At 67.8% G+C, this 21944-nt stretch carries 21 protein-coding genes; 7 read left to right on the top strand and 14 right to left on the bottom strand.

Features of this window, described 5'->3' with window-relative positions; translation table 11 throughout:
- Positions 1–58: 58 nt before the first annotated feature.
- Positions 59–1387 (top strand): hypothetical protein, encoded by a 1329-nt coding sequence (locus tag QOZ81_RS10515; RefSeq protein ID WP_291207024.1) that lies wholly within the window; start codon positions 59–61, stop codon positions 1385–1387.
- A 36-nt stretch (positions 1388–1423) separates the two neighbouring features.
- On the opposite strand, the gene QOZ81_RS10510 is transcribed toward QOZ81_RS10515, so the two are convergent.
- Positions 1424–3076 (bottom strand): DEAD/DEAH box helicase, encoded by a 1653-nt coding sequence (locus tag QOZ81_RS10510; protein ID WP_291207027.1) that lies wholly within the window; start codon positions 3074–3076, stop codon positions 1424–1426.
- A gap of 167 nt (positions 3077–3243) precedes the next feature.
- On the opposite strand from QOZ81_RS10510, the gene QOZ81_RS10505 reads away from it, so the two are divergent.
- The 5 genes from QOZ81_RS10505 (at position 3244) to dusB (ending at position 9363) form a co-directional block, all read left to right on the top strand.
- Positions 3244–3720, top strand: coding sequence for a SixA phosphatase family protein (locus QOZ81_RS10505; RefSeq protein WP_291207033.1), 477 nt, complete (start codon positions 3244–3246; stop codon positions 3718–3720).
- Positions 3720–4565 carry an alpha/beta fold hydrolase gene (locus QOZ81_RS10500; RefSeq protein ID WP_291207038.1) on the top strand — a complete coding sequence of 282 codons (846 nt, stop codon included), beginning with the start codon at positions 3720–3722 and terminating at the stop codon, positions 4563–4565. Before QOZ81_RS10505 ends, QOZ81_RS10500 begins: the two co-directional genes overlap by 1 nt.
- A gap of 57 nt (positions 4566–4622) precedes the next feature.
- Positions 4623–5915, top strand: a complete 1293-nt coding sequence (rho, locus tag QOZ81_RS10495) for a transcription termination factor Rho (protein ID WP_341849985.1) — start codon at positions 4623–4625, stop codon at positions 5913–5915.
- Positions 5916–5920: 5 nt separating this feature from the next.
- Positions 5921–8221, top strand: coding sequence for an ABC transporter substrate-binding protein (locus QOZ81_RS10490; RefSeq protein ID WP_291207041.1), 2301 nt, complete (start codon positions 5921–5923; stop codon positions 8219–8221).
- A gap of 161 nt (positions 8222–8382) precedes the next feature.
- Positions 8383–9363, top strand: a complete 981-nt coding sequence (gene dusB / locus QOZ81_RS10485; protein ID WP_291207044.1) for a tRNA dihydrouridine synthase DusB — start codon at positions 8383–8385, stop codon at positions 9361–9363.
- A gap of 6 nt (positions 9364–9369) precedes the next feature.
- Here dusB and QOZ81_RS10480 read toward each other — a convergent pair whose 3' ends face one another.
- The 6 genes from QOZ81_RS10480 to QOZ81_RS10455 all read right to left on the bottom strand — a co-directional run bounded on the left by QOZ81_RS10480 (position 9370) and on the right by QOZ81_RS10455 (position 14257).
- Positions 9370–10359, bottom strand: a complete 990-nt coding sequence (locus QOZ81_RS10480; protein ID WP_291207047.1) for a cation diffusion facilitator family transporter — start codon at positions 10357–10359, stop codon at positions 9370–9372.
- A gap of 22 nt (positions 10360–10381) precedes the next feature.
- Positions 10382–11569, bottom strand: a complete 1188-nt coding sequence (locus QOZ81_RS10475; RefSeq protein ID WP_291207050.1) for a hypothetical protein — start codon at positions 11567–11569, stop codon at positions 10382–10384.
- The gene (locus QOZ81_RS10470; RefSeq protein ID WP_291207053.1) at positions 11566–12399 is read right to left on the bottom strand and encodes a bifunctional hydroxymethylpyrimidine kinase/phosphomethylpyrimidine kinase; all 834 of its coding nucleotides are present in this window, start codon (positions 12397–12399) and stop codon (positions 11566–11568) included. The genes QOZ81_RS10475 and QOZ81_RS10470 overlap by 4 nt, the downstream gene beginning before the upstream one ends.
- Before the next feature lie 258 nt (positions 12400–12657).
- Positions 12658–12963, bottom strand: a complete 306-nt coding sequence (locus tag QOZ81_RS10465; protein ID WP_291207056.1) for a FliM/FliN family flagellar motor switch protein — start codon at positions 12961–12963, stop codon at positions 12658–12660.
- A gap of 72 nt (positions 12964–13035) precedes the next feature.
- Positions 13036–13698, bottom strand: coding sequence for a flagellar basal body-associated FliL family protein (locus QOZ81_RS10460; protein WP_291207059.1), 663 nt, complete (start codon positions 13696–13698; stop codon positions 13036–13038).
- Between the two features lie 262 nt (positions 13699–13960).
- Positions 13961–14257, bottom strand: coding sequence for an HU family DNA-binding protein (locus QOZ81_RS10455; RefSeq protein ID WP_291207064.1), 297 nt, complete (start codon positions 14255–14257; stop codon positions 13961–13963).
- 350 nt (positions 14258–14607) lie between these two features.
- Here QOZ81_RS10455 and truA point away from each other — a divergent pair, with 350 nt between their 5' ends.
- Positions 14608–15411: a tRNA pseudouridine(38-40) synthase TruA gene (truA, locus tag QOZ81_RS10450; protein ID WP_291207069.1), complete on the top strand. Its 804-nt coding sequence runs from the start codon at positions 14608–14610 to the stop codon at positions 15409–15411.
- On the opposite strand, the gene QOZ81_RS10445 is transcribed toward truA, so the two are convergent.
- The 7 genes from QOZ81_RS10445 to QOZ81_RS10415 form a co-directional block, all read right to left on the bottom strand.
- Positions 15399–16106 carry a hypothetical protein gene (locus tag QOZ81_RS10445; protein WP_291207072.1) on the bottom strand — a complete coding sequence of 236 codons (708 nt, stop codon included), beginning with the start codon at positions 16104–16106 and terminating at the stop codon, positions 15399–15401. The genes truA and QOZ81_RS10445 overlap by 13 nt on opposite strands.
- 21 nt (positions 16107–16127) lie before the next feature.
- Positions 16128–17252, bottom strand: a complete 1125-nt coding sequence (locus QOZ81_RS10440) for a DUF4388 domain-containing protein (protein WP_291207075.1) — start codon at positions 17250–17252, stop codon at positions 16128–16130.
- Positions 17253–17378: 126 nt separating this feature from the next.
- Positions 17379–18365: a gluconeogenesis factor YvcK family protein gene (locus QOZ81_RS10435; RefSeq protein WP_291207078.1), complete on the bottom strand. Its 987-nt coding sequence runs from the start codon at positions 18363–18365 to the stop codon at positions 17379–17381.
- Positions 18366–18382: 17 nt separating this feature from the next.
- On the bottom strand, positions 18383–18916 hold the full coding sequence (locus QOZ81_RS10430; RefSeq protein ID WP_291207081.1) for a TPR end-of-group domain-containing protein: 534 nt from the start codon (positions 18914–18916) through the stop codon (positions 18383–18385).
- 87 nt (positions 18917–19003) lie between these two features.
- Entirely contained in the window at positions 19004–20191 is a 1188-nt protein-coding gene (locus QOZ81_RS10425) for an ABC transporter permease (RefSeq protein ID WP_291207083.1), read from the bottom strand.
- Entirely contained in the window at positions 20191–20952 is a 762-nt protein-coding gene (locus tag QOZ81_RS10420) for an ABC transporter ATP-binding protein (protein WP_291207085.1), read from the bottom strand. The genes QOZ81_RS10425 and QOZ81_RS10420 overlap by 1 nt, the downstream gene beginning before the upstream one ends.
- A gap of 105 nt (positions 20953–21057) precedes the next feature.
- A complete protein-coding gene (locus tag QOZ81_RS10415; protein ID WP_291207088.1) occupies positions 21058–21939 on the bottom strand; it encodes an undecaprenyl-diphosphate phosphatase in 882 nt (293 codons plus the stop codon).
- Between the last annotated feature and the right edge of the window lie 5 nt (positions 21940–21944).

Raw genomic sequence — 21944 nt, 5'->3', positions numbered from 1 at the left:
CCGGCGGGTGGCCGGAGCTGGTGACCCATGTCCAAGCCGTGGGCTGGGATCCTCGAGGATGCCTGGATTCCCCTTGGCCCTGTGCCTCTCCGCCTGTTTTGCCACGGCCCTCCTGGCTCAGGAACCAGCGCCGGGATTCGAGGTCGGCTTCCAGGAGCGGGTGCGTTCGGAATCCTGGGACAACCTGATCGACCATCGGGCTGCCGCGGCGGATTTCAGAACCCAGTACCGCTTCCGCACGAGGGCCTGGGCCGTGGTTCCGCTGGACGCGAACCTGACCTTTGCCGCGGGCCTGGTGAATGAGAACCGGAAGGTGGCACGGCCCGACGTGGCGGCCAACGGTCGGGAAGTCATCTTCGAGACCTTGTACCTCGATTGGCGCATGGATCCCTCCTGGTCGCTGCGGGCGGGCCGCCAGACCCTGATGCGGGGCGACGGCTTCGTGCTCATGGATGGTGGCGCCCTGGACGGCAGCCGCACGGGCTATGTCAACGCGCTGGATCTCGCCTGGACCGGCGGCGAGGCCAAGGTGGAGCTCCTGGCCATCTCCGACCCCTTCAGGGACAAGTACCTCCCCCGCCTGAACGCGACGGACAATCCGAAGGAGCGCCAGCTGCTCAACGAGCGCGACGAGGCGGCGCTGGCGGTCTACGGGACCTGGCGGCGAGAGGGCCACGATCTGCAGGCCTACGCCTTCCACAAAACGGAACGCCATGACAGCCGCATCCCGACCGATCCGCTGTTCGTGCCGGATCGCCGGGTGGAGACGCTGGGGGCGCGGCTTGCAGAGGACCTGGGAAGGGGGCTCAGCGCCACCGGCGAGTTCGCCGTCCAATCGGGCCGCCAGCAGGGCCGCCCGGGGAGCTCCGAATCCGCTTCGGCCATCCGCGCCTGGGGCGGGCAGGCCAGGCTCACCCAGGTCTTCCAGGTGGCCTGTGAGCCTTCCCTGAGCCTGGGGTGGGTGGGGCTCTCCGGCGACGATCCCACGACTCCGGCGAAGGAGGGCTGGGATCCGCTGTTCAGCCGCTGGCCGAAGTGGAGTGAGCTGTACGTCTACAGCCAGGTGCCCGAAGCAGGCGTGGCCACCTGGTCCAACCTGCGGACCTGGGAGGCCACGGTGCAGGCCAAGCCCCACGCCAAGGTCGGCCTGCGGGCCAGCCTCTTCTGGTTGCGCGCCGTCGAGCCGGTGACCGGCAAGGGGCCGCTCTTCGCGTCGGGGCTGAGCCGGGGACGACTTGCGGAACTGCGGGCGGACGTCACCTTCTCCGGGCAGTGGCAGGGCCACGTGCTCTACGAGCGCCTGGATCCGGGCACCTTCTACACGGGCCGGGATGCGGGAAGGTTCTTCCGGGTGGAGGCCATCTACACGCTGCGCCGGCGTCGCTGAAGGCGGGCCGGCGCAGCGTGGAACCTCCGGAGAGAATCAGCCCTTCTTCTTCCAGGGCTTGGCGGGGCCTTCGCCGTACTTGGGGCCGGGCTTACCCGCAGGCTTGACGCTGGGCTTCCAGGGGCGCGGGGTGTCCTTCACCTCGGGCTTGGCCGGGCGATCCTCCCAGGTCTTGCGGGGCCGTTCGGCGCCCTCGGGCTTGGGCTTGGCGTAGGGCCGGGGCCGATCCTCGAAGTCGCTGCGGGGCTTGAAGCTGCCGTCGGGGCGGGTCTTGGAGAAGGCGGAATCCGGACGCTCGTTTCCACGCGCGGCAGCGCGCTCGGCGTAGGTGCGCTGGGGGCGGGGGCCGCCCTCCTTGCGATCGCGGGGGGAGTCGAAGCGGGACTTGGGCTTCTTCTCGGGCTCGTTGGGCAGGTCAAAGCCGGAGGCCTGGTCGGCCTGGACGAGGCCCAGCAGGCCCGCCACGAGGCGAACGGGATCGGCATCCTTCAGCAGCTGGGCGGCCTGGTGCAGCAGGGCAGGGCTCACGGAGCCCTGGATGCCGTCGAGGAGCTTGGTGGCCTGGGTCTCGCGGATCTCCGCGGGCGTGGGCACGGCGCGCCAGTCGAGCTTGAGGCCGCCGCGGCGGCTCCAGGCCAGCAGGATGCGGCTTTCCTTCCAGCCCACCAGGGCCATGCTGGTGCCCTTGGCGCCGGCGCGGCCGGTGCGGCCGCTGCGGTGGATGTAGCTCTCCAGCTGGGTGGGGATGCCCATGTGGACCACCAGGGGCAGGCCCTCGATATCAAGACCTCGGGCGGCTACGTCCGTGGCCACCAGGTAGCGCAGCTTGCCCTCCTTGAACTGGCCCAGGATGCGGGTGCGCGTGGCCTGGGCGAGGTCGCCGTGGAGGAAGGCCGCGGGCAGGCCGGAGACGGTCAGCTCCTCGGCGACCTCCTCGGTCTGGGCCTTGGTCTTGGTGAAGATCAGGGCGGAGCTGGGCTGGTCCTTCAGCAGCAGGTTCACGAGGGCGCGCACGTGCTGGTGGTCGGGCGCCAGCACGGGGGTGTGGGCGATGTCGGCGTGGACGGCGTGCTCACCCGCCTCGGCCAGGGTGATCTGGACCGGATCCTTCAGGAACCGCTTCGCCAGCTTGGCGATGGGGGCGGGCAGGGTGGCCGAGAACAGGTAGGTCTGCGGGCCCGCGGGCACCTTGGCGAGGATGGTCTCCACGTCCTCGAGGAAGCCCATATTCAGCATCTCGTCGCACTCGTCGAGCACGATCATGCTCACGCGGCTGAGATCCAGGGTGCCGCGCTCCAGGTGGTCCATCACGCGGCCCGGCGTGCCCACGATGACCTGGGCGCCCTGCTGCAGGGCCTTGAGCTGGGGCGGGTAGGCCACGCCACCGACCAGGGAGGCGATGGGCAGCTTGGGCACGAGGGTGTGCAGCTCGGCGCCCACCTGCTGGGCCAGCTCCCGCGTGGGCGCGAGGATCAGGGCCTGGGGGTGGCGCGCGTCGGAGAGCCGCTGCAGCAGCGGCAGGCCGAAGGCCAGGGTCTTGCCCGAACCAGTGCGGCTCTGCACCAGCAGGTCGCGGCCTTCGAGGCCGGGCTGGATGGTCTGGGCCTGGACGGGCATGGGGGTTTCGAAACCGCGCTTGGCCAGGGCGGCCAAAAGGGCTTCGCTGCAGCCGAGGGCTGCGAAGGTCATCTCACTCACTGGTATCTCCCGGGGCTATCCCTGCGCGAGTGTGCCAAGTGGCAACTCAATTGGCGGACAGCGCCAGCCGGGAGGGGCCCAAACGGCTATCATCTCTCGAAATGCCTTGAAAAACAAGGAGAAATGCTGCGCTCGACCCAGGGCGTTACCATCATCGGATGACGACGCTCCTGCTCATCCGCCACGGCATCGCCGAGGATCCTCGCCCCGGCCAGCGGGATGCGGACCGCGCCCTCACGGAAGAGGGCTGGGTGAGGACGCGGGCGGCGATGAAGGGCCTCGTGGCCCGGGGCCATCGGCCCACCCGTGGCTTCCACAGTCCCTACCGGCGCGCGGCGGAAACCATGACCTGCCTCCAGGAGGCGGCGGGGGCCTTTCCCATGGAGTCGCGGGTGGACCTGAGGCCGGACGGGCAGCCCCCCCAGGTGGACCTCTGGCTGCGGGGACTCACGGCCGAGGCGGGACCTGGAGAGGTTCTCGTCCTCATCGGCCACCAGCCCTTCCTCAGCGACCTGGTCTTCCATCTGACGGGCCGGGACGTGGAGGTGAAGAAGGCCAGCTGCACGATCATCCAGTGGGAAGGCGGCACGTGGCGCTTCGAGCGGCAGTACCAGCCCTCCGAGCTGAGGGGTTGATGCGTCCCCAGCCCACCCTCGCCACCCTCGCCTCGGGCCTGAAGCTGCACTACCGCGTGCAGGGGAATCCGGCCGGCCCCTGGCTGGTGCTGCTCAACGGCCTGCTGTCGGATACCACCATGTGGGCCGGCGTGCTGCCGGGACTGGCAGACCGCTACCGCATCCTCACCTTCGACAGCCGGGGACAGGGCAGGTCGGATGCGCCCCTGGAAGGGCCCTATGCCACCGCCCAGCTGGCGGAGGATGCCTGGGAGCTCTTCCACGCCCTGGGCATCGAAAACCCCTGGCTCATCGGCCTCTCCAACGGCAGCGCCATGAGCCTGGAACTGCTGAGTGCGCATCCCGGGGCCTTCGCCGGGGCCGTGCTCACCAGCGCCATGCCCCGCTTCGACTTCGCCATGAGCCTGAAGGCCGAGCACTGGGCCCGCTGCCTGGAGGTGGGCGGCCCGCTCATGCAGTTCGACGCCGTGGCCCCCTTCCTGTGGGGCGACGCCTTCCTGGAGGCCCGGCATGGGGTCCTGCGGGCCTACCATCAAGTCGTGACTGGCGGCGGCGACCGTCCCCAGCACGGGAATCTGCACCAGATCCGCGGCACCCTGGGCTGGGACATCCGGGAGCGCCTGGACCGGATCAAGACCCCCGTACTGCTGCTGAGCGGGGCCGAGGACCTGCTGACCCCGCCCTGGAAGTGCCTGGAGACCGCGCGGCGGATCCCCCACAGCCGCTTCGAGGTGGTGCCCGGGATCGGTCATGCCTACCCAGTGGAGGATCCCAAGGGTTTCGTGGCCCGGGTGCGGGCCTTTGTTGACGAAGTGCAGGGGGATTTGGCCGATCGCGAATTCTGACCTATCCTGTCTGCATTCCCGAGCCACTCCTGACTCGCCCTACCCCCGAGGTGACCTATGGCCACCCCTTCTCAGCCGCCGCCCGTCCTGAGCCTGCAAGGGCTCAAGGAACTCTCCATCGGCAAGCTCGCCGACCTGGCGAAGGAACTCGAGATCGAGAATCCCCTGGCCATGCGCAAGCAGGAGCTGGTGTTCCGGGTGCTGCAGGCCCAGGCTGAGCGCGAAGGCCAGTTCTTCTCCGAAGGCGTGCTTGAAGTGCTGCCCGAGGGCTTTGGCTTCCTGCGGAGCCCCGACCAGAACTACCTGGCCGGGCCCGAGGACATCTACATCTCCCCCAGCCAGATCCGCAAGTTCAACCTGCGCACCGGCGACACGCTGTCGGGCATGATCCGCGCGCCGAAAGAAGGCGAGAAATTCTTCGCCATGCTGCGGGTGGACGCCGTCAATTTCGACCCGCCCGAGCAGGCCAAGGAGCGGCTGCACTTCGATGACCTGGTGCCCCTCTACCCCAAGCACCATCTGCGCATGGAGCGGGACGCCCAGGAGCTGAGCACCCGCGTCATGGACCTGATGACGCCGCTGGGCAAGGGCCAGCGCGCCCTCATCGTGGCCCCGCCGCGCACCGGCAAGACCGTGCTGCTGCAGAACATCGCCAACTCCATCACCGCGAACCATCCGGAAGTCTTCCTCATCGTGCTGCTCATCGACGAGCGGCCTGAAGAAGTCACGGACATGGAGCGCAGCGTGAAGGGAGAGGTGGTCTCGAGCACCTTCGACGAGCCTGCCACTCGCCACGTCCAGGTGGCCGAGATGGTCATCGAGAAGGCCAAGCGCCTGGTGGAACACAAGAAGGACGTGGTGATCCTACTGGATTCCATCACGCGCCTGGGCCGGGCCTACAACACCGTGGTGCCCCCCAGCGGCAAGGTGCTGTCCGGCGGTGTGGATTCCAATGCGCTGCAGCGGCCCAAGCGGTTCTTCGGCGCGGCACGCAACATCGAGGCGGGCGGCAGCCTCACCATCATCGCCACGGCGCTGATCGAGACTGGCAGCCGCATGGACGACGTGATCTTCGAGGAGTTCAAGGGCACCGGCAACAGCGAGATCGTGCTGGACCGCAAGCTCAGCGACAAGCGCATCTTCCCCGCCATGGACATCCAGAAGTCCGGCACCCGCAAGGAGGACCTGCTCATCGAGCCCGCCAAGCTCGCCAAGATCTGGGTGCTCCGCAAGATCCTCAGTGCCAGCGGCCCCAGCGAAAGCATGGAGTTGCTCGTCGATCGTTTGGGCAAGGCCAAGACCAACGATGAGTTCCTGGCGAACCTGCAGGAACCGCCGGCCCGGAGATAGCAGCCATGTTCACGCTCCGGCGCTGCCTGATGGCTGGCAAGGCCGGAGCGCAATCGACCACGACACTCGTGCGAATGGCCCACTCCGCCCTCCAGTGCGTCCTTCCATGGACCCTGGCCTTTGCTCTGGGCGCGACCCAGGCTCCGCTGAAGCCGGTGACCCTCCAGCTCAAATGGCACCATCAATTCCAGTTCGCGGGCTACTACGCCGCCCAGCAGCAGGGCTACTACCGGGACGCCGGACTCGAGGTGAAGATCATCGAGGCCGAACCGGGCATCGACGTGGTCCAGGAAGTGGTCTCCGGCCGGGCCCAGTTCGGCGTGGGCACCAGCGCGCTGCTGCTCTCCCGGTTCCGGCGGCAGCCCGTGGTGGTGCTGGCAGCGGTCTTCCAGCATTCCCCCATCATCCTCGTCGCCCGGGCGGGCTCCGGCATCATCTCGGTCCAGGATCTGCCGGGCAAGCGCCTGATGATCGAGAAACAGTCGGATGAACTCTTCGCCTACCTGCGCAAGGAGGGCGTGTCGGAGAACACTGTGGCCCTCGTGGAACACACCTTCAACCCCGACGATCTGATCCAGGGGAAGGTGGATTGCATGAGCGCCTACTTGATCGACGAACCCTACTTCCTGGACAAGGCCCGGTTCCCCTATCTGACTTTCACGCCCCGTATGGCCGGGATCGACTTCTATGGTGACAACCTCTTCACCTCCGAAGAGGAGCTGAAAGCACGGCCCGAGCAGGTGAAGGCGTTTCGCGAAGCGAGCATGAAGGGCTGGAAGTACGCCATGCAGCACCCGGAGGAGCTGGCCGACCTGATCATTTCCCGCTATGGCCCGCGCCGGGGCCGCGAATACCTCCTCTACGAAGCCCAGAAGATGAACACGCTCATCCAGCCGGGCATGGTGGAGTTGGGTTACATGTACCCCGGGCGCTGGCAGCACATCATCGACACCTATGTCGAGCTGGGTCTTCTCCCGAAGGGCTTCGGCATGGAGGGTTTCCTCTATGAACCGGAGGCCGGTGTTCGCCAGGTCAACCGTCGGCTGGTGACGGTTATCGTCCTGCTGGTCGGCCTGGGAGTCCTGCTCGGCGGCGTCGCCCTGGTCCTGTTCAGAATGTCCATGCGGCTGAGGCGGGAGATCGTGTCCCGGGAGAAAGCCGAGGAGGCCATGCGCCTGGAGCACGAGGGGAAGGCCAGGCTGGAGGAGCAGCTCCAGCAGGCCCGGAAGATGGAAAGCCTCGGCAGCCTCGCGGGCGGCATCGCCCACGACATGAACAACGTGCTGGGGGCCATTCTGGGCATGGCCTCGGCCAGCATCGAGGACCATCCGGAAGGGGGCCACACCCATCGGGCATTCGCAATCATCATCAAGGCCGCCGAGCGCGGCGGCAAGATGGTCAAGTCCCTGCTGAGCTTTGCCCGCCAGAGCCCGGCCGAGAGGCGGCAGTTGGACCTGAACGTGATCATCCGGGAAGAGGTTGAACTTCTGGAACGGACCACCCTCTCCAGAGTTCACCTGGAGATGGAACTGGAGCCCGGACTGCGGCCCATTCTCGGAGATGCCAGTGCCTTGACCCAGGCGATCATGAACCTGTGCGTCAATGCCGTGGACGCCATGCCCGCCCAGGGCACCCTCACGCTCCGGACGCGCAATCACGGGCACGGATGGATCGAGGTCGTGGTCGAGGACACGGGGGCGGGGATGACGGCGGAGGTTCTGGAGCGGGCACTGGAACCCTTCTTCACCACGAAGGCCGTTGGCAAAGGCACGGGGCTGGGTCTGTCCATGGTCTACAGCATCGTGAAGGCCCACCATGGCCAGGTGGACATCCATAGCGAGATCGGCCAGGGCACCCAGGTGAGCATGCGGTTCCCAGCCTGCGAGCCGGCGAGCGAGGCCATCGAAACGGGCGCCGAGAGCCGGGTTCAGGTTGCCCGGCTGGCGTTGAAGGTGCTGTTGGTGGACGATGACGAACTGATCCAGAGCTCCACCAAGGCCATTCTTCAGACCCTGGGCCATGACACGTTCACGACCCCGGACGGTGAATCCGCCCTTGCGATCATCGAGGCCGGGTTCGAGCCGGATGTCGTGATTCTCGACATGAACATGCCAGGACTTGGTGGGGTCGGCACCCTGCCTCGGCTTCGCATCCGGCTTCCAGAGGTGCCCATCCTGCTCGCCACCGGGCGAGCGGATCAGGCGGCGGTCAGCCTCGTGGAGGCCCACAAGGACGTCACCCTGTTGCTCAAGCCCTTCGGGAAGAAGGAACTCCAGGAGAACCTCGAGCGGCTCGGCTGGGGCTGACATCCGGCAGTCGGCTCGGCTGGGGCTGACATCCGGCAGTACGGCCGGACTCCGCACCGCAATCAAATGGAGTCAGGGGCCCAGGCCGCACGGCCCTGAAATTGGCCGCAGGCCAATTTCAGAGCCCCGGCTAAACTGGAAGGTCGTATGAAAGCCCAACCGTGACCTTTCCCCACAGCCCATTCCGGATCCGCGACATCGAGGTGCCCAACCGCCTCGTCATGGCGCCGCTCCACGAAATCACGGACCAGCCTTTCCGGAAGTTCATCCGGGAGATCGGCGGCGTCGGTCTGGTGGTGTCGGAGATGATCAGCAGCGAGGCGCTGATCCGGCATGCGGTGAAGGCGGAGAAGATGATGGCGGCCACGGGGGAACGGCCCCTGTCCATGCAGATCTCCGGGGGCCGTCCCGAGGCCCTGGCGGAGGGCGCGGTGCTTTGCGAGGCCGCGGGCGCGGACCTGGTGGACCTCAACATGGGCTGCCCGGCCAGCAACGTCACCAAGGGCGGCGCGGGCTCTGCCCTCCTGCGCGACATCCGGCTGGCCGAGCGCTGCGTCACGGCGATGGTGAAGGCCGTGAAGGTGCCCGTCACCGTCAAGATGCGGGCGGGCTGGGATGCCTCCCAGAAGGACCGGGGCGAGTTCCTCGATTTCCTGCGCATGTTCGAGGCCGCCGGCGTGCAGGCCCTGGCCATCCATCCGCGCACGCGCGCACAGCAGTACGAAGGCAATGCGGACTGGAGCATCATCGCCCGGGCCGTGGAAGCAGCCACGTCGTACCCCATCATCGGCAACGGCGACGTGAATGGGCGCGAGGATGCCTTCCGCATGGTGGAAGAGACCGGCTGCGCCGCCGTGATGATCGGTCGCGGGGCCCTCTACAACCCCTTCCTGTTCCGCCAGATCCTGGAGCCGGGCTTCGCGGTGACCACGGAGATGCGCATCGACGCCACGCTGCGGCTCTTCCAGATCCTGCTCGACCTGCTGGAACCCCGGGAGGCCCTGCACAAGATCAAGAAGATCGGCGCCTGGTTCACCAAGGGCGTGCCCGGCGGCCATGGCTTCCGCCAGAACCTGCACGCGGCCAGCGATCCCCAGGCCCTCATGGCCGCCATCGACGCCTTGAGGCATCAGGCGGCCTAGTACCCGCTAGGCCGGCCCCTCGGCGATGGCCTCTTCCAGGACGAAGGCCGCGCCGGCGCTCTTCGGAACCTGCCGGATGGCGCACTCCACCGCCGGGCAGCGGTCGCAGTAGAGCCGCCCGCAGGGATCCACGTGGGTATGGACTTCGCCTTCGATGGCACCCTCCTTGAGGGCCTTCACGCCGAAGGACTCGCAGAGGTCGTGGGCCTGGCGCACCGGGTAGAATTCGGGCACCACGATGTGGACGTCCACGTGGGTGTAGCGGCCGCTGCGGAAGGTGCGCAGCTCGTGGATGGCGATGATGTCCCAGGTGCGCACCGCGTTCATGGCGGCGAGCACCTTGCCGAGCACCTCGGGGTCCTCCATGTCCAGGAGGGCCTGGGACGACTCCTTCACCAGCCGGAAGCCCGTGCGGGCGAGGAGCAGGCCGACGATCATGGCCATGACCGGGTCGAACCACTTGATGCCCGTGAGCTTCACGGCCAGCAGACCGGCGGCGATCCCGATGGTGGTCCAGAAGTCCGACAGGATGTGGTGGCCGTCGGCTTCCAGGGCTTTCGAGCGGGTCTTGCGCCCCTGGGTGAGGAGGAACCAGCCCAGCAGGCCGTTGAGGGCTCCTGCGAGCAGGTTCACCAGCAGGCCCTTGCCCAGGTCCTTCAGGTCGACGCCGTAGATGAGGCCCTTGGCGGCTTCGAGGAGGATGAACACCGCGGCGAGCGAGATGAGCCCGCCCTCGAAGACGGCGCTGAAGTGCTCGATCTTGCCGTGGCCGTACGGGTGCTCCCGGTCTGCGGGCTTGCCCGCGAAGATCACGGCCCCCAGCGCGAACACGGCCGCCACGACGTTCACGATGCTTTCGATGGCGTCGGACTTCAGGGCCACCGAACCGGACAGCACGTAGGCCACGTACTTCAGGCCCAGGATGCAGATGCCTGCGGTGATGGACAGGAGCGCGATGCGGATCCGGTGGTTCTGTTCGGCGTGTTCGGCGGACATGGTGGCTCCACCCATCAGGTTATCAGCCGAGGTCCTCGAAGAGTCCCCGCTGAACCCCGTTGCCGGGATCGGCCGGGAAGGGGTAGGCGGCGGCAGGGGCCCAGGGGCGATCCGGATCGAAGCGCCCGGGCGGCGGCAGCTCGGGGGGCAGCCAGCGCAGCGCAGGGGGTGGCTGGATCTGGCCAAGGAGCGTCTGGGCCCCGGCCTCGGGCGGGATGGCGGGCACCCGCAGCAGCGCGATGGGCGGATGATCCAGGGTGTCGGGCCAGGCCGCGGGCTGCATGGCCCGGGCCTCCAGAGGCACGGGGTCCCTGGGATCCGCGGCGAGGCCGGGGGTGAAGGCTCCAGGCGCCGGCGGCAGGGCCAGGCTGGCGCGCCAGGGGTGGCCCTCCCGCAGGGCCTGGCGACCCAGGAGGGCGGCGACCTGGAGATCCGAGCTGGCGCCCAGGTGGATGGGTGTGCGAAGGCGCTCCTGCAGCAGCGCCTTGAGGGCCCGCAGCTGGCCCAGGGCGGCGGGCCAGGTGCCGCCGGCCCGCTGGAATTCCGTGCCGCCGACGAGGGAGACCCGCCAGCCCACGGCCCGGCGGGAGAAGGGCAGGTCCACCCAGGCGCTGGAGGCCAGGCGCTGGGCGAGGCCCCGCTCCGCGGCACCCTGGGCCTCGGACATGGCCGCGATCAGGGCCTCGCCCGAGGCGAGGGTGGGCAGGGCGCCCAGGACGAGGGTCACCTCGCCCCACAGCCAGCCGGGAGGCACCTCCTCACCGGAGGCGGTCACGCCGAGATCGGGCAGCCGCCAGGAGGGCCCCTCCCGGGGGACCCAACCGACCACGCCCTGGCGCCAGTGCTCCCCCAGGGGACCTTCGGGCATGTCCGGAGCGTGCAGCCAGCCCCGGAAGGCGCCGCCGGGCAGCTGCTGAGCCGCGTCGGGTCCCAGGTGGAGGCTCAGCCGGGGGATGGCCGTGATGGCCTCCCACCAGCCCTGGCGCGATTCGGAGGGGAGCGCCTGCATCCAGGCGGGTGGATGGTCCCAGATCAGGCCGAAGCCACCCGGGAGCAGGGAGACCAGGTTCATCAGACGGGCCAGGGCCCTTCCCGGGGCCGCATGGACCGAGGCCAGGCCCTCTTCCAGGAATCGGGATCCGGCCCAGCCGGCCCAGGGACCGTCGGGCGCCGAGCGCAGGAGGAAACCGCGTCCCTCGATCCCAGTCACCGGGCCTCCTGGAAGAGTGCCAGGGGCATGAACATGGGCCGGCCGACGCCGCCGGGGGTGCAGGCCCGCTCCCACCGGTGCCGGAGCCGCCGGGCTGATTCCAGGGCGGCCATCAGGTCGTCGCGGCCCTGCAGGCGCAGGCCCAGCCAACTGGCCGACAGGAGGCAACCGGTCCCCCGGCGCTCGCCGGGAAGCCGTGGAGCGGCCTCCAGCAACTGGATGCCATCCGCGGTGACCCAGGCGTCCTGGACCTGGTCGCCCGGGGCGTGGCCGCCCTTGAGCCAGACAGCCACGGCACCGGCCTCCAGCCAGGGGGTCGTCAGAACCTCGATGCGGGCGGAGCGGATGGCCTCTGGAGGCAGGCCCGCGAAGGCGGCGGCCTCGCCCCGGTTGGGGCTGACCACCCACCCGCCCATGGGGAGCAGATCCGCGGCCATGCGGCGGAGGTCCCCGCCATCGTGCAGGCCCACGCCGGCGCTGGGGGCGAGGATGGGGTCCCAGATGCGCAGAGGTGGCGCCAGATGCCGCAGGGTGGCGCAGAGGCGCCGGAATTCCGTCGCCTCGAGGGCGCAGAGACTCAGCTTCACGCCCCAGCGGCCAGCCAAGTGGGGCGCGAGGGTTTCAAGGCGTGCCACGGGATCCATGGACGGGGGATCGATGCGGGTGCAGCCCAACCCGTTCTGGAGGGTCTCCGCCAGGCTCACCGCCATGGGCTGGCAGCCCAGCTCGGCCAGGGTCAGGGCATCCCTGAGCAGGCCCGCCCCTCCGGACGGATCCATCCCGCCCAGGCAGAGGGCGAGCGGGACAGCGCTGGGGCGGGTGGCATCCATGGGAACTCCCAGGATGCCATAGGTTGCGGTTCAGCGAAGGCCGGCTCCGCCGGGCTGAGCGTGGGGGTCCGAGGTGTGCGCGCAGCACAGAACTCCCGGAGAGGATCAAGCGAGGGCCGGCTCCGCCGGGCGGGGCACGGGGGTCCGAGGTGTGCGCGCAGCACAGAACTCCCGGAGAGGATCAAGCGAGGGCCGGCTCCGCCGGGCTGAGCGCGGGGGTCCGGGGGTGTGCGCGCAGCGCGGAACCCCCGGAGAACATCAGACCCTGCGGTCGGAATCCACGATCTCAGTGACCCGGAGACCAAGGCTGTCCTCCAGGACCGTCACCTCACCCCGGATGAGCACCCGGTCCTTGCAGAGCACATCCATGGGTTCACCGGCGCTCTTCTTGAGTTCCACCAGGGAACCGGGTTCCAGGTCCAGCAGGTCGCGGATGGTCATCCGCGCCTGGCCCAGCTGGATCTCCAGCCGGAGGGGCGTGTCGATGAAGGGCATGACCTCAGCCACCACCTGCTCGAAACTGAGCACGCGATCGCCCTCGATCCGCTCTCCCCGCTTGGCCATGTACCTCCCCGAAGTCCTGTCAAAGCATGGACCCAGGCCACCGTCATCGCAACGCCCGTGCCAGATGGCCGGTCATTGCTGGATGGCCCAGTCCACAATGAGCACGCTCTTGATGGGCCGCTTGGGTTTCTTGTGCTTGGGATCTTCTTTCTCGCCCGGTTTGGGGGGATGGGGCTTGAACTGCTCGTTCAGCTTGTCCTTCATCTCCTTGGCCAGGGCTTCCCGGGACTCGGCATCGGAGGCCTCCTCCACGCTCTTGCCCGACAGGGTTCCGAGCACGATGGACTGGATGAGGCTCTTTTCAGGCGAAGGCTTCTCCCCGGACACCAGCTTGCCCAGCTCGGTATCGCAGAACAGGATGTTCAGCTCGCAGCGGAGGAAGGCGTTCCTCCGCGGCCCCATCAGGTTCACGGTGCGCGTCAGGACCATGACCGGAGCCGCCTCGGGGCCGCCGTGCCCGCCGCCCTCCTTCTTCTCGCCCGTGTCTCCGCAATCGTCGGATTCCTCGGCGCCGTGGGCAGCCTCGCCGCCCGGGGCGCCCTCGGCGGCCGAACCTTCGGTCTTGGCCTTTTCGGCTTCAACGGCTTCAACGGCTTCAGCGGCCTTGGCGGCTGCGCGTTTCTTGAGGAACAGCATGGTGCCGAAGCCACCACCACCTAGGACCGCCAGGGCGACCACGATGATGATGATCAGTTTCATGGGGCTCTTCTTGGGGCCGGCAGCGTCGTCGGACATGGAAACCTCGTCAGATGCCCCTTCATCGGATGCCTTCCGGAAGAGCCTGAATAGCGTGACGACCGGGGCCAGGTCATCTGAGCATCAACGGAATGGGGGTTTTCCAGGGCCGATGGCGTGGAGAGGCCCTGACAGCCCATTTCTCCCGTTTCTGTGTCTGTACGCCGACTAACCCATGAAAAATGAAAGTTGAAAAAAAACGGGGCCTGTCGAAACAGGCCCCGTGGATGCTCGATCCGGAATCAATCCGGACGGCTAAATCCTACTTGCGCTTCTTGCCGCCCTTGCCGTTGACTTCGTCGGCCAGCTTCTTGCCGGGCTTGAACTTGGCGACCTTCTTGGCGGCGATCTTGATGGGCTTGTTGTCGCGGGGATTGCGGCCGGTGCGGGCACCGCGGCTGGCAACCGAGAAGGTGCCGAAGCCCACGAGGGTGACCTTGTCGCCCGTGCGCAGGGCGGCGCCGATCCCGCCGAGGACCTGATCCAGGGCGGCAGCGGCCTGGGCCTTGGTGATGCCGGCCTTGTCGGCGACGGCGCTGACCAGTTCAGCCTTGTTCATGAGAACCTCCGAAATTGGGGAACTGCGTCCCCGGGTTGAGAGAAACGGAATCGCCCCGGAATTGGAACGACCGTATTTGCTGGGTTTTCGAACATCATTGGCCCCAAGAGGCCCATGAATCCTAGGTTTCCTAAACTGCACAAAAGCTACGCCGCAGATGCAGCGTGGTCAAGGAATTTCTTTCAAAAAAAAACGGAGAGTGGCACCGTTGCGTCATCTGGGAGGTCATGGAACAGCTGAATGGCCGGAAATGCTCGACTGTAAGTGCCATGGATCGCAGAGATCCCCGTAGAACGGGACATTCCGCCCTCTAGGACACGCCCGGCCCCGGCCCGGCCTATGATGGAGCGATGTCCCACCCCTTCTTCCTCACCGTGGCCTACGCCGGGACCGCCTTCCATGGCTGGCAGATCCAGTCCACGCTCCGCAGCAGCCAGGGGGACCTCTGGAAGGCCCTCCGGGCCTTCGATCCCGAGGCACCCATGCCGCAGGGCACCGGGCGGACGGATGCGGGCGTGCATGCCCGGGGGCAGGGCGTGCTGCTCCAGGCGAGCCGGGACTGGGACCCCTACCGCCTGCTCATGGCCCTGAATGCCCACCTCGCGCCCGACATCCGGGTCATGGCGGTCCAACCCGCGCCGGAGGGATTCTTCCCCCGGCAGCACGCGGTGGCCAAGCGCTACGTCTACCGGCTGGACCTGGGGCCGGCCCCGGATCCGCTGCAGGCGGCCTTCCGGTGGCACGTCCACCAGTCGGCCCCGCTCGCCCTGGAGGCCATGGCGGAGGCCCTGCGGCCCCTGGTCGGCACCCACGATTTCACGAGCTTCCGTTGCGTGGACTGCGTCGCCAAGACGCCCGTCCGCACCATCCACGACATCCGCATCGAGCCGGCTGAAGGTGGGGTGGACCTGGTCTTCGAGGGCACCAGCTTCCTCATGCACCAGGTGCGGATCATGGCGGGGACGCTCGTGGAGGTGGGGCGGGGCAGGCGCGCCGCGGATTCCCTGGCGGGCGTGCTGGCGGCAAGGGACCGCACCCGCGCGGGGCTCACCGCTCCCCCCGAGGGGTTGTGCCTGGAGAAAGTCTGGTACGGGGCGCAGTGGGGCATCGGTGAGCCCAGCCCCTTCGGCGAGCGGACGGCTCAGTCCAAATAGAACCCCACGCCCTGCCAGACCTTGAACTTCGTCTTGCCGTCCTTGGATGCGGCCGCATCGAAGACCAGGTGCTTGGCCGCCTCGACGCAGGCCTCGCCGGCCTCCCGGGCCTCGGCCGAGTCGCCGGGAAGCCCCTGGATGAGCCGGGCGGCGAGAACGTCCCCCTTCTCGCTGATGAGCACGTGGACGACCACCACCCCTTTCGGGCGGCCCGCGAAGAAGCTCGCAGCCTTCAGCCGGGGCGTCGCGCGGTTGAGGTTGATGGCCCGGGCAGGCCGGATGTCCTCGGAGAGCTGCACCAGGTCCCCCTCGCCGGGGACGGCGGCGGTCTTAAGCTGGAGCGCCTCGTTCTCGGTCTTCAGGCGGGCGGCCTCGGCCCTGGCCTCGGCGGCGGCCTGCTTCGCGTCCTGGAGGTCCTTGAGGATGGCATCGCTGCCGCCCTGGTTCTCCCTCAGGGTGGCCCGGAGCTGCTCGGTCTCTTTGCGGGCCGTCTCGGCTTCGGCCTTGGCCAAGTCCCGGGCCTTCCGGGCGCTGCCGATGTCCTTCTGCAGGTCCTCGGTGGCCGCCAGGCGCTGCTTGAGGTCGTCCCGCTCCTCGGTGAGCCGCTTCACCTGCGCCTGCAGCTGGGCGGCCGTGGGTTTCCTGGCAGCCGCGAGGGGCAGGGCGATCAGCAGCAGGGACAGGGCGATGCGCATCGTTCCTCCGGATCGGAGGCCCTAGCGCTGGAAGCCCAGCTGGTCGCCTCCCTGGGCGGGTTTCGTGGTCTTGAGAATCCCACGCTTCAGGAGCTTGGAGAAGATGCCGAGGCACTCGTTCGGTTCGAAAGGTGCGATGGAGAGGATGTCGCGGATGGTCCAGAGGCCGTTCACCCGGCTGGCAAGGAAGGCCTCGTTGGGACCCAGGTTGGTGGTCATCAGCTCGTCCAGGCTGACGGCCAGTTCCGGAACCAGGTCCTGGTCCAGCTTCTTCTCCTCGAGGAGATCCTGGACCACGGCCATCATCTTGTTCGCGTCGAGGTGGCGGGGCTGATCCTTGAGGATGCGCCGGAGTTCCTCCTGGGCCTCCTGGAGCTTCTGTTTCTCCACCAGGGCGCGGGCCCGCTGGAGCTGCAGGCTCGGATTCTCGCCGAGGTTGCCGCCGGCATTCACGATGCGGACCAGGCCCTTTTCGTGAAGGTCGAAGAGCAGCTTGTTGATCTTGTACTCGGGCGTCCGCATGTCGATCACGAGCTGATCCACGCGCTTGGTCCCGTCCAGCCTGGCCAGGATGTCCGCGTCCTCCGGGGCCAGGGGCAGCCGCTCGGCGATGGCCTCGGAGATGGCCGAGAGCACGGCGTCGCCACCCTTGATGACCCGGCGGATGCGCTTCCAGTCATCCAGGCGTCGGGCGCCTTCCAGCACGATCCCGGTCACGTCCAGGCTGAGCAGCATGGACTTCTGGTGCGAGGCGGCCCCGTCGTGGAACTCGAAGCTGCCCACGTTCCAGAGGAAGGTGTCGAAGATGCTCTCCTCCACCTTCAGCTGCACGATGCGGCGGATTTCCGCTTCCGTGACCAGCTGCCGGTTGATGAGGATCCGGCCCAGCAGCTGCTGCTCGTCCTCCTGGGTGGCCAGGGCGTCGCGGAGCTGCTCCTCGGTGATGCGGTTGAAGGCCAGCAGGTACTGGCCCAGGTACTCCCGCGGATCGGAGGACCAGATGCTGGTGATGCGGCCCTCATGGAAGGCGACGCGCTTGGTGTGCAGGGGGCCCTTGAGCTCCAGGACGCCGGTCTTCTTGCCCACGGCCAGCCACTGGAAGATGTCCTCCAGGCCCATGGTCGCCAGATCACCGCTCAGCGCCACTTGCCGCCTCCCACGAAGACAAGCCTACTCCAATGGTTGTCAGAAAAACAATCTTCATCGAATTTTACAAGGCCCACCGGGGCGCTCCATCTCCGTATCGGCATGCCCCCGCGATCCAATAGGAGCTCAGAGCCTTGAAAGCACTTCCCGGATGGCCCTATTCAGCAGGTCGGGATGGTGCCGGGCCATGGGGGCCTCGGGATCCAGGAGGGGGAACCGGTGGACCGGGATGCCCAGGATCGTGTCGGATTCGGTCATAAGTGGTTCACCGCCTTCGACCTGGTACCTGGCCAGCATGTCAGGTTGCAGGGGGGCCGCGTTGGCGATGATGGCCGAGATCCGGGTCCGCCCGAAGGCCGAGATGGCGGCCACGTGGTTTTCGAGGTCCAGGCCGGCGGTCTCGCCCGGCTCGGTCATGAGGTTCGCCACGTAGATCACCGGGGACCGGGAGGACTCCACGGCCTCCTGGAGCTCCTGGAGCAGGAGGTTCGAGATGGTCGAGGTGTAGAGGCTGCCGGGCGAGAGGAGGATCAGGTCGGACCGGAGCAGAGCCAGGACCGCCTCCGGGAGCGGCTCGGCCTCGCGGGGTTCCAGCCAGAGCCTAGCGAGGGGTGGCTGGCAGGATCCCACGGCGGTCTCCCCCACGTAGGCGCGCCCCGCCATGTCCTCGGCGCAGAGGGTGACGGGCACCACCGTGGAGGGGAACAGGCGCCCCAGGGTCACCAGCACGCCCGACAGCTGGCGGATGGCCCGCACCCAGTCGCCCGTGAGGTCCGCCAGGGCCCACAGCATCAGGTTGCCGAGGGAGTGGCCGGCGAGGCTGCCTTCGCCACGGAAGCGGTAGTTCAGGAGATCCGAGAGGGCCGAATCCTCCAGGGTGAGGGCTGCCAGGCAGTTGCGGAGGTCGCCCGGGGGAATGCCGCCAAGCTCGTCCCGCAGGCGGCCTGAGGAACCCCCGTTGTCGGAGACGGTGACGATGCCCGTCAGCTTCCAGGGATCGCGGCTCCGCCCCGCCTCCCGCTTGAGGGCGCGGAGCAGGGCGGCCAAGCCAGTGCCCCCACCCAGGGCCACCACCCGCAGGGGCTTGTCGGCATCGAGGTTCGGGCCGGCCATGGCGTGGGGGTCCTGGCTCAGCGGCCTTCCGTGAAGGCGAAGAGGGGGGACTTCCGGATGGGGTTGAAGTCAGGTTCCATGTGCCACTGGAAGACGAAGTCCGCCTCCAGTTCCACGGCCTTCTTCAGGCTCTCGGCGGCCGCCTCGGTGTTCTCGTTCTGGGCGAAGGCGACGGCACGCAGGTAGTGGAGGGCCCCCTTGGTGGGATGGCTCTTGATGGCCTTTTCGCTCAGCTTGAGGGCCTCGTCCGTTTCGTGGCGGTTGAGGCAGGCCTGGATCTCGGTGATGGCGTCAGGGGCGACGGCCTTGGGCGGGTGGATCTTCTCATTGGCCAGGGACAGGTAGACCTGGGCGCGGCGCTTCATGGACCACTCGCCGGCTGCCTGGGCCTCATCCCGGAGGGTTTCCAGGGCCTTCGCGGCCTCGGGGAACTTGCCCGAGTCCACGAGCTTCACGGCCTTGGAGAAGGCTACGGCCAGCGCCGAGGGGGCTGGATGGGAAGGTGCGGAGGTGGACTTGGATGCGGGTTCAGTCTTGGCCTTGGTCGCCATGCGGGATCCTCGGGATGCGTTGGAGAAACTATAGAGTGACAGGGTTTCTCCGGCAAATCCGGGTCCGCATGGCGATAGGGGCGGCGATCACATCTTGAACAGGGCCTTTTCCCGGTTCAGGACCCGGGTCGAGACCAGGGTCATGAGCCCCGCCAGCCCCACGGTCATGGTGAAGGCAATGGCGTATTCCAGCCAGTTTGGCTGCTGGCTGAACATCTTGCGGAGGGCGATGCAGACGTTCACCACGGGCACGTAGGACAGGAAGGCCATCTTGTCCACGCCCGGCGCCATGGTGAAGACCCCCAGGAACACCACCAGGAAGATGCCGGGGGTGATGGCGCTGCCGGCCTCGATGGTGTTCTTGGCCTGGATGCCCATGAGCAGGATGAAGTTCGAGAAGAAGAGGCCCAGGGGCACCATGATCAGGAAGGTGAGGCCCAGGGTCATGGGGTTGGCGATGGCCGACATGGCCTGCATCGAGTTGGCCGAACCCCCGGTCATGAAGCCGATGGAGAGGCCCATGCTCAGCAGGTTCAGCAGGGCGGCGATGACGCCCATGCAGAAGATGTAGAGCAGCTTCCCGAGGATGATCTGGTTGCGCGGCAGGCGGGTGGCCATGAGGCTGAGCAGGGTCTGGCGCTCCTTCTCCCCGGCCGTGGCGTAGATGCCATGCTGCATGGCGCCGGTGTACATCATGATCATCAGCAGGTAGGGCAGGAACTTGCCCATGGCCTTGCCCACTTCGAGCGCCACGTCGGCGGCGTTCTTGACCTCCAGCTTCACCGGCTCGGCCAGCTGGGAGGAGGCGCCGAGCACCTGGAGCCGCCCCTGCACCCAGGTCTTCTCCTGGCCCTTGAGGGACTCCCTCAGCCGCTTGAGGGCGACTTCCGAAGCACGCTCACTCTCGTCCATGGTGACTGTGAGGGTGAAGGTCTGGTGCTTCTGGAGGGCCTCGGCGGCGTTGGCATCCGCTTCCAGGGCCATCTCCAGCTTCTGGTCCCGGATGGCCTGCTTGAGGTCGCCCTCGGGCTTGGCCACGCGCTCGAACAGCTTGGGGTCCGTCAGGATGCCATTCAGCACGCCGGAGGCGTCTGCCACGTAGACCCGGCTGGCCTTGTTGCGGTTCTGGGCCTCGTCCCGCTTCCCCATCTTGGCCATCATGCCGAAGATGGCCGGATAGAGCAGGAAGGGCAGGACGAAGGCGAAGAACATCGTCTTGCGGTCCTTCGACAGCTCGAGGAATTCCTTCTTGGCGATGAGCAGGGCGCCGCGCATCAGTTGCCTCCCTCGGATTCGGCCGCGAGCTGGAAGAAGACCTCATCCAGGCTCTTGGCATGTCTGGATTGCAGAATGTCCCGGGGCGGGGCATCGCCGTGGAGCTTGCCGTCGAAGATGATGCCCACGCGGTCGCAGATGTCCTCGACCATGGGCATGACGTGGGTCGACACGATGACGGTGCGGCCCTCCTCGCGCATGATGCGCAGCAGGTCGAGCACGGTCTTGGCCGTGAGCACGTCGAGGCCCGTGGTGGGTTCGTCGAAGATCACCACCTTCGGATCGTGCAGCAGGGCCCGGGCGATGCTCACCTTCTGCTTCTGGCCCGAGGAGAAGCCCTCCATCTTCACGTCGGCGAAGTCCGCCAGCTGGAGCTTCTCCAGCAGGTGCAGGCCCCGGCGCTCGGCGGTGCCCGGATCCACGTCCTGGAACTCTCCGAAGAGCCGCAGGAGCTCGCGGGGCGTGAAGCGGGTGTAGACCCCCATGTCCGTGCTCAGGTAGCCCAGGCAGCCCCGCACGGATTCCGGCTTCTGCCGCGTGTCGAACCCGCAGACGTCGATGGTCCCGACGTCCGGGTCCATCAGCCCGGCGATCATCCGCAGCGTCGTGGACTTGCCGGCGCCGTTGGGACCCAGCAGCCCGTAGATCTCGCCCGGCTTCACCGTGAGGGAGATGCCCCGCACGGCGTCGATGCGCTTGGTCGTTCGCGTCTTGCGGTCCTTCACGGTGAAGGATTTGTGGACCTCGTTCAGTTGGATCACCAGGGCCTCCGCATGGAAGGCCCCAGTCTAGGGGGCGCCCCCGGGGGCCGTTCGACCCATCGGTGAACGGGGCCGGGGAACCGGTGAACGGAACCCCTCAAGGCTTCAGCGGTGGCCGAGGACGCCCGTCGTCCCCAGCGCCAGCAGCACCAGGCCCATGGCCACGCAGTAGAGGGCGAAGCCGTTGAGCCGGGGCTTGCGGGTGAAGCGGTCAAGCAGGCCGATGGCGAAGTAGCCGGAGACGGCGGCCGCCAGCACGCCCACGGCGCAGAGCACCATCGGGGACAGCGAGCCGGGCGGGAAGGCCATGTCCGGCGGCAGGGGCTGATGCTTCAGGAGGGGCTTCAGGAGTCCCCGCAACTCCACCACGGCGGCGGCGGCGATGGTGGGCATGCCCAGGAGGAAGCTGAACCGCGCCGAGGCCGGCAGCTTCAGGCCGCGGAACACGCCCACGGAAATGGTGGAGCCTGAGCGCGACAGCCCGAAGCCGCCGCCGATGCCCTGGATGGCACCCACCGCCAGGGCATCCATGGCCCGCAGGTCCTGGAGATCCCGGCCCGCCAGATCCTGCTCATGCTGGTTCACCCGCTCGCGGCTGAGGCGGTTGGCCAGGAACAGCAGCAGGGAGGTCACGAGCAGGCCGATGCCATAGACCCACAGGTGCTCCTTGGCCGCCTCCTTCACGCCCCTGGTGGCCAGCCCGAAGATGGCCGTGGGGATCATGGCCAGGAGCAGCCAGAGGGCCAGCCTCCGTCCCTCCTTGTCCATGCCGAGGCAGCCCATGACCACCTGTACCAGCTCGCGCCGGAAATAGACCATCAGGGCCACCAGGGTGCCCACGTGCAGCAGCACGTCGAAGGCCAGGGGCATGGGACGGCCCCCGAACATCAGGTGCTCCGCCAGCGTGAGGTGCGCCGTGGACGAGACCGGCAGGAATTCCGTCAAGCCCTGGATCAGGCCCAGGAGGATGGCGTGCAGCAGATTCATTCGGG

The sequence above is a fragment of the Geothrix sp. genome (genome assembly GCF_030219325.1).
GTDB lineage: Bacteria > Acidobacteriota > Holophagae > Holophagales > Holophagaceae > Geothrix.
This window is presented reverse-complemented; position numbering and strand designations above follow the sequence as displayed.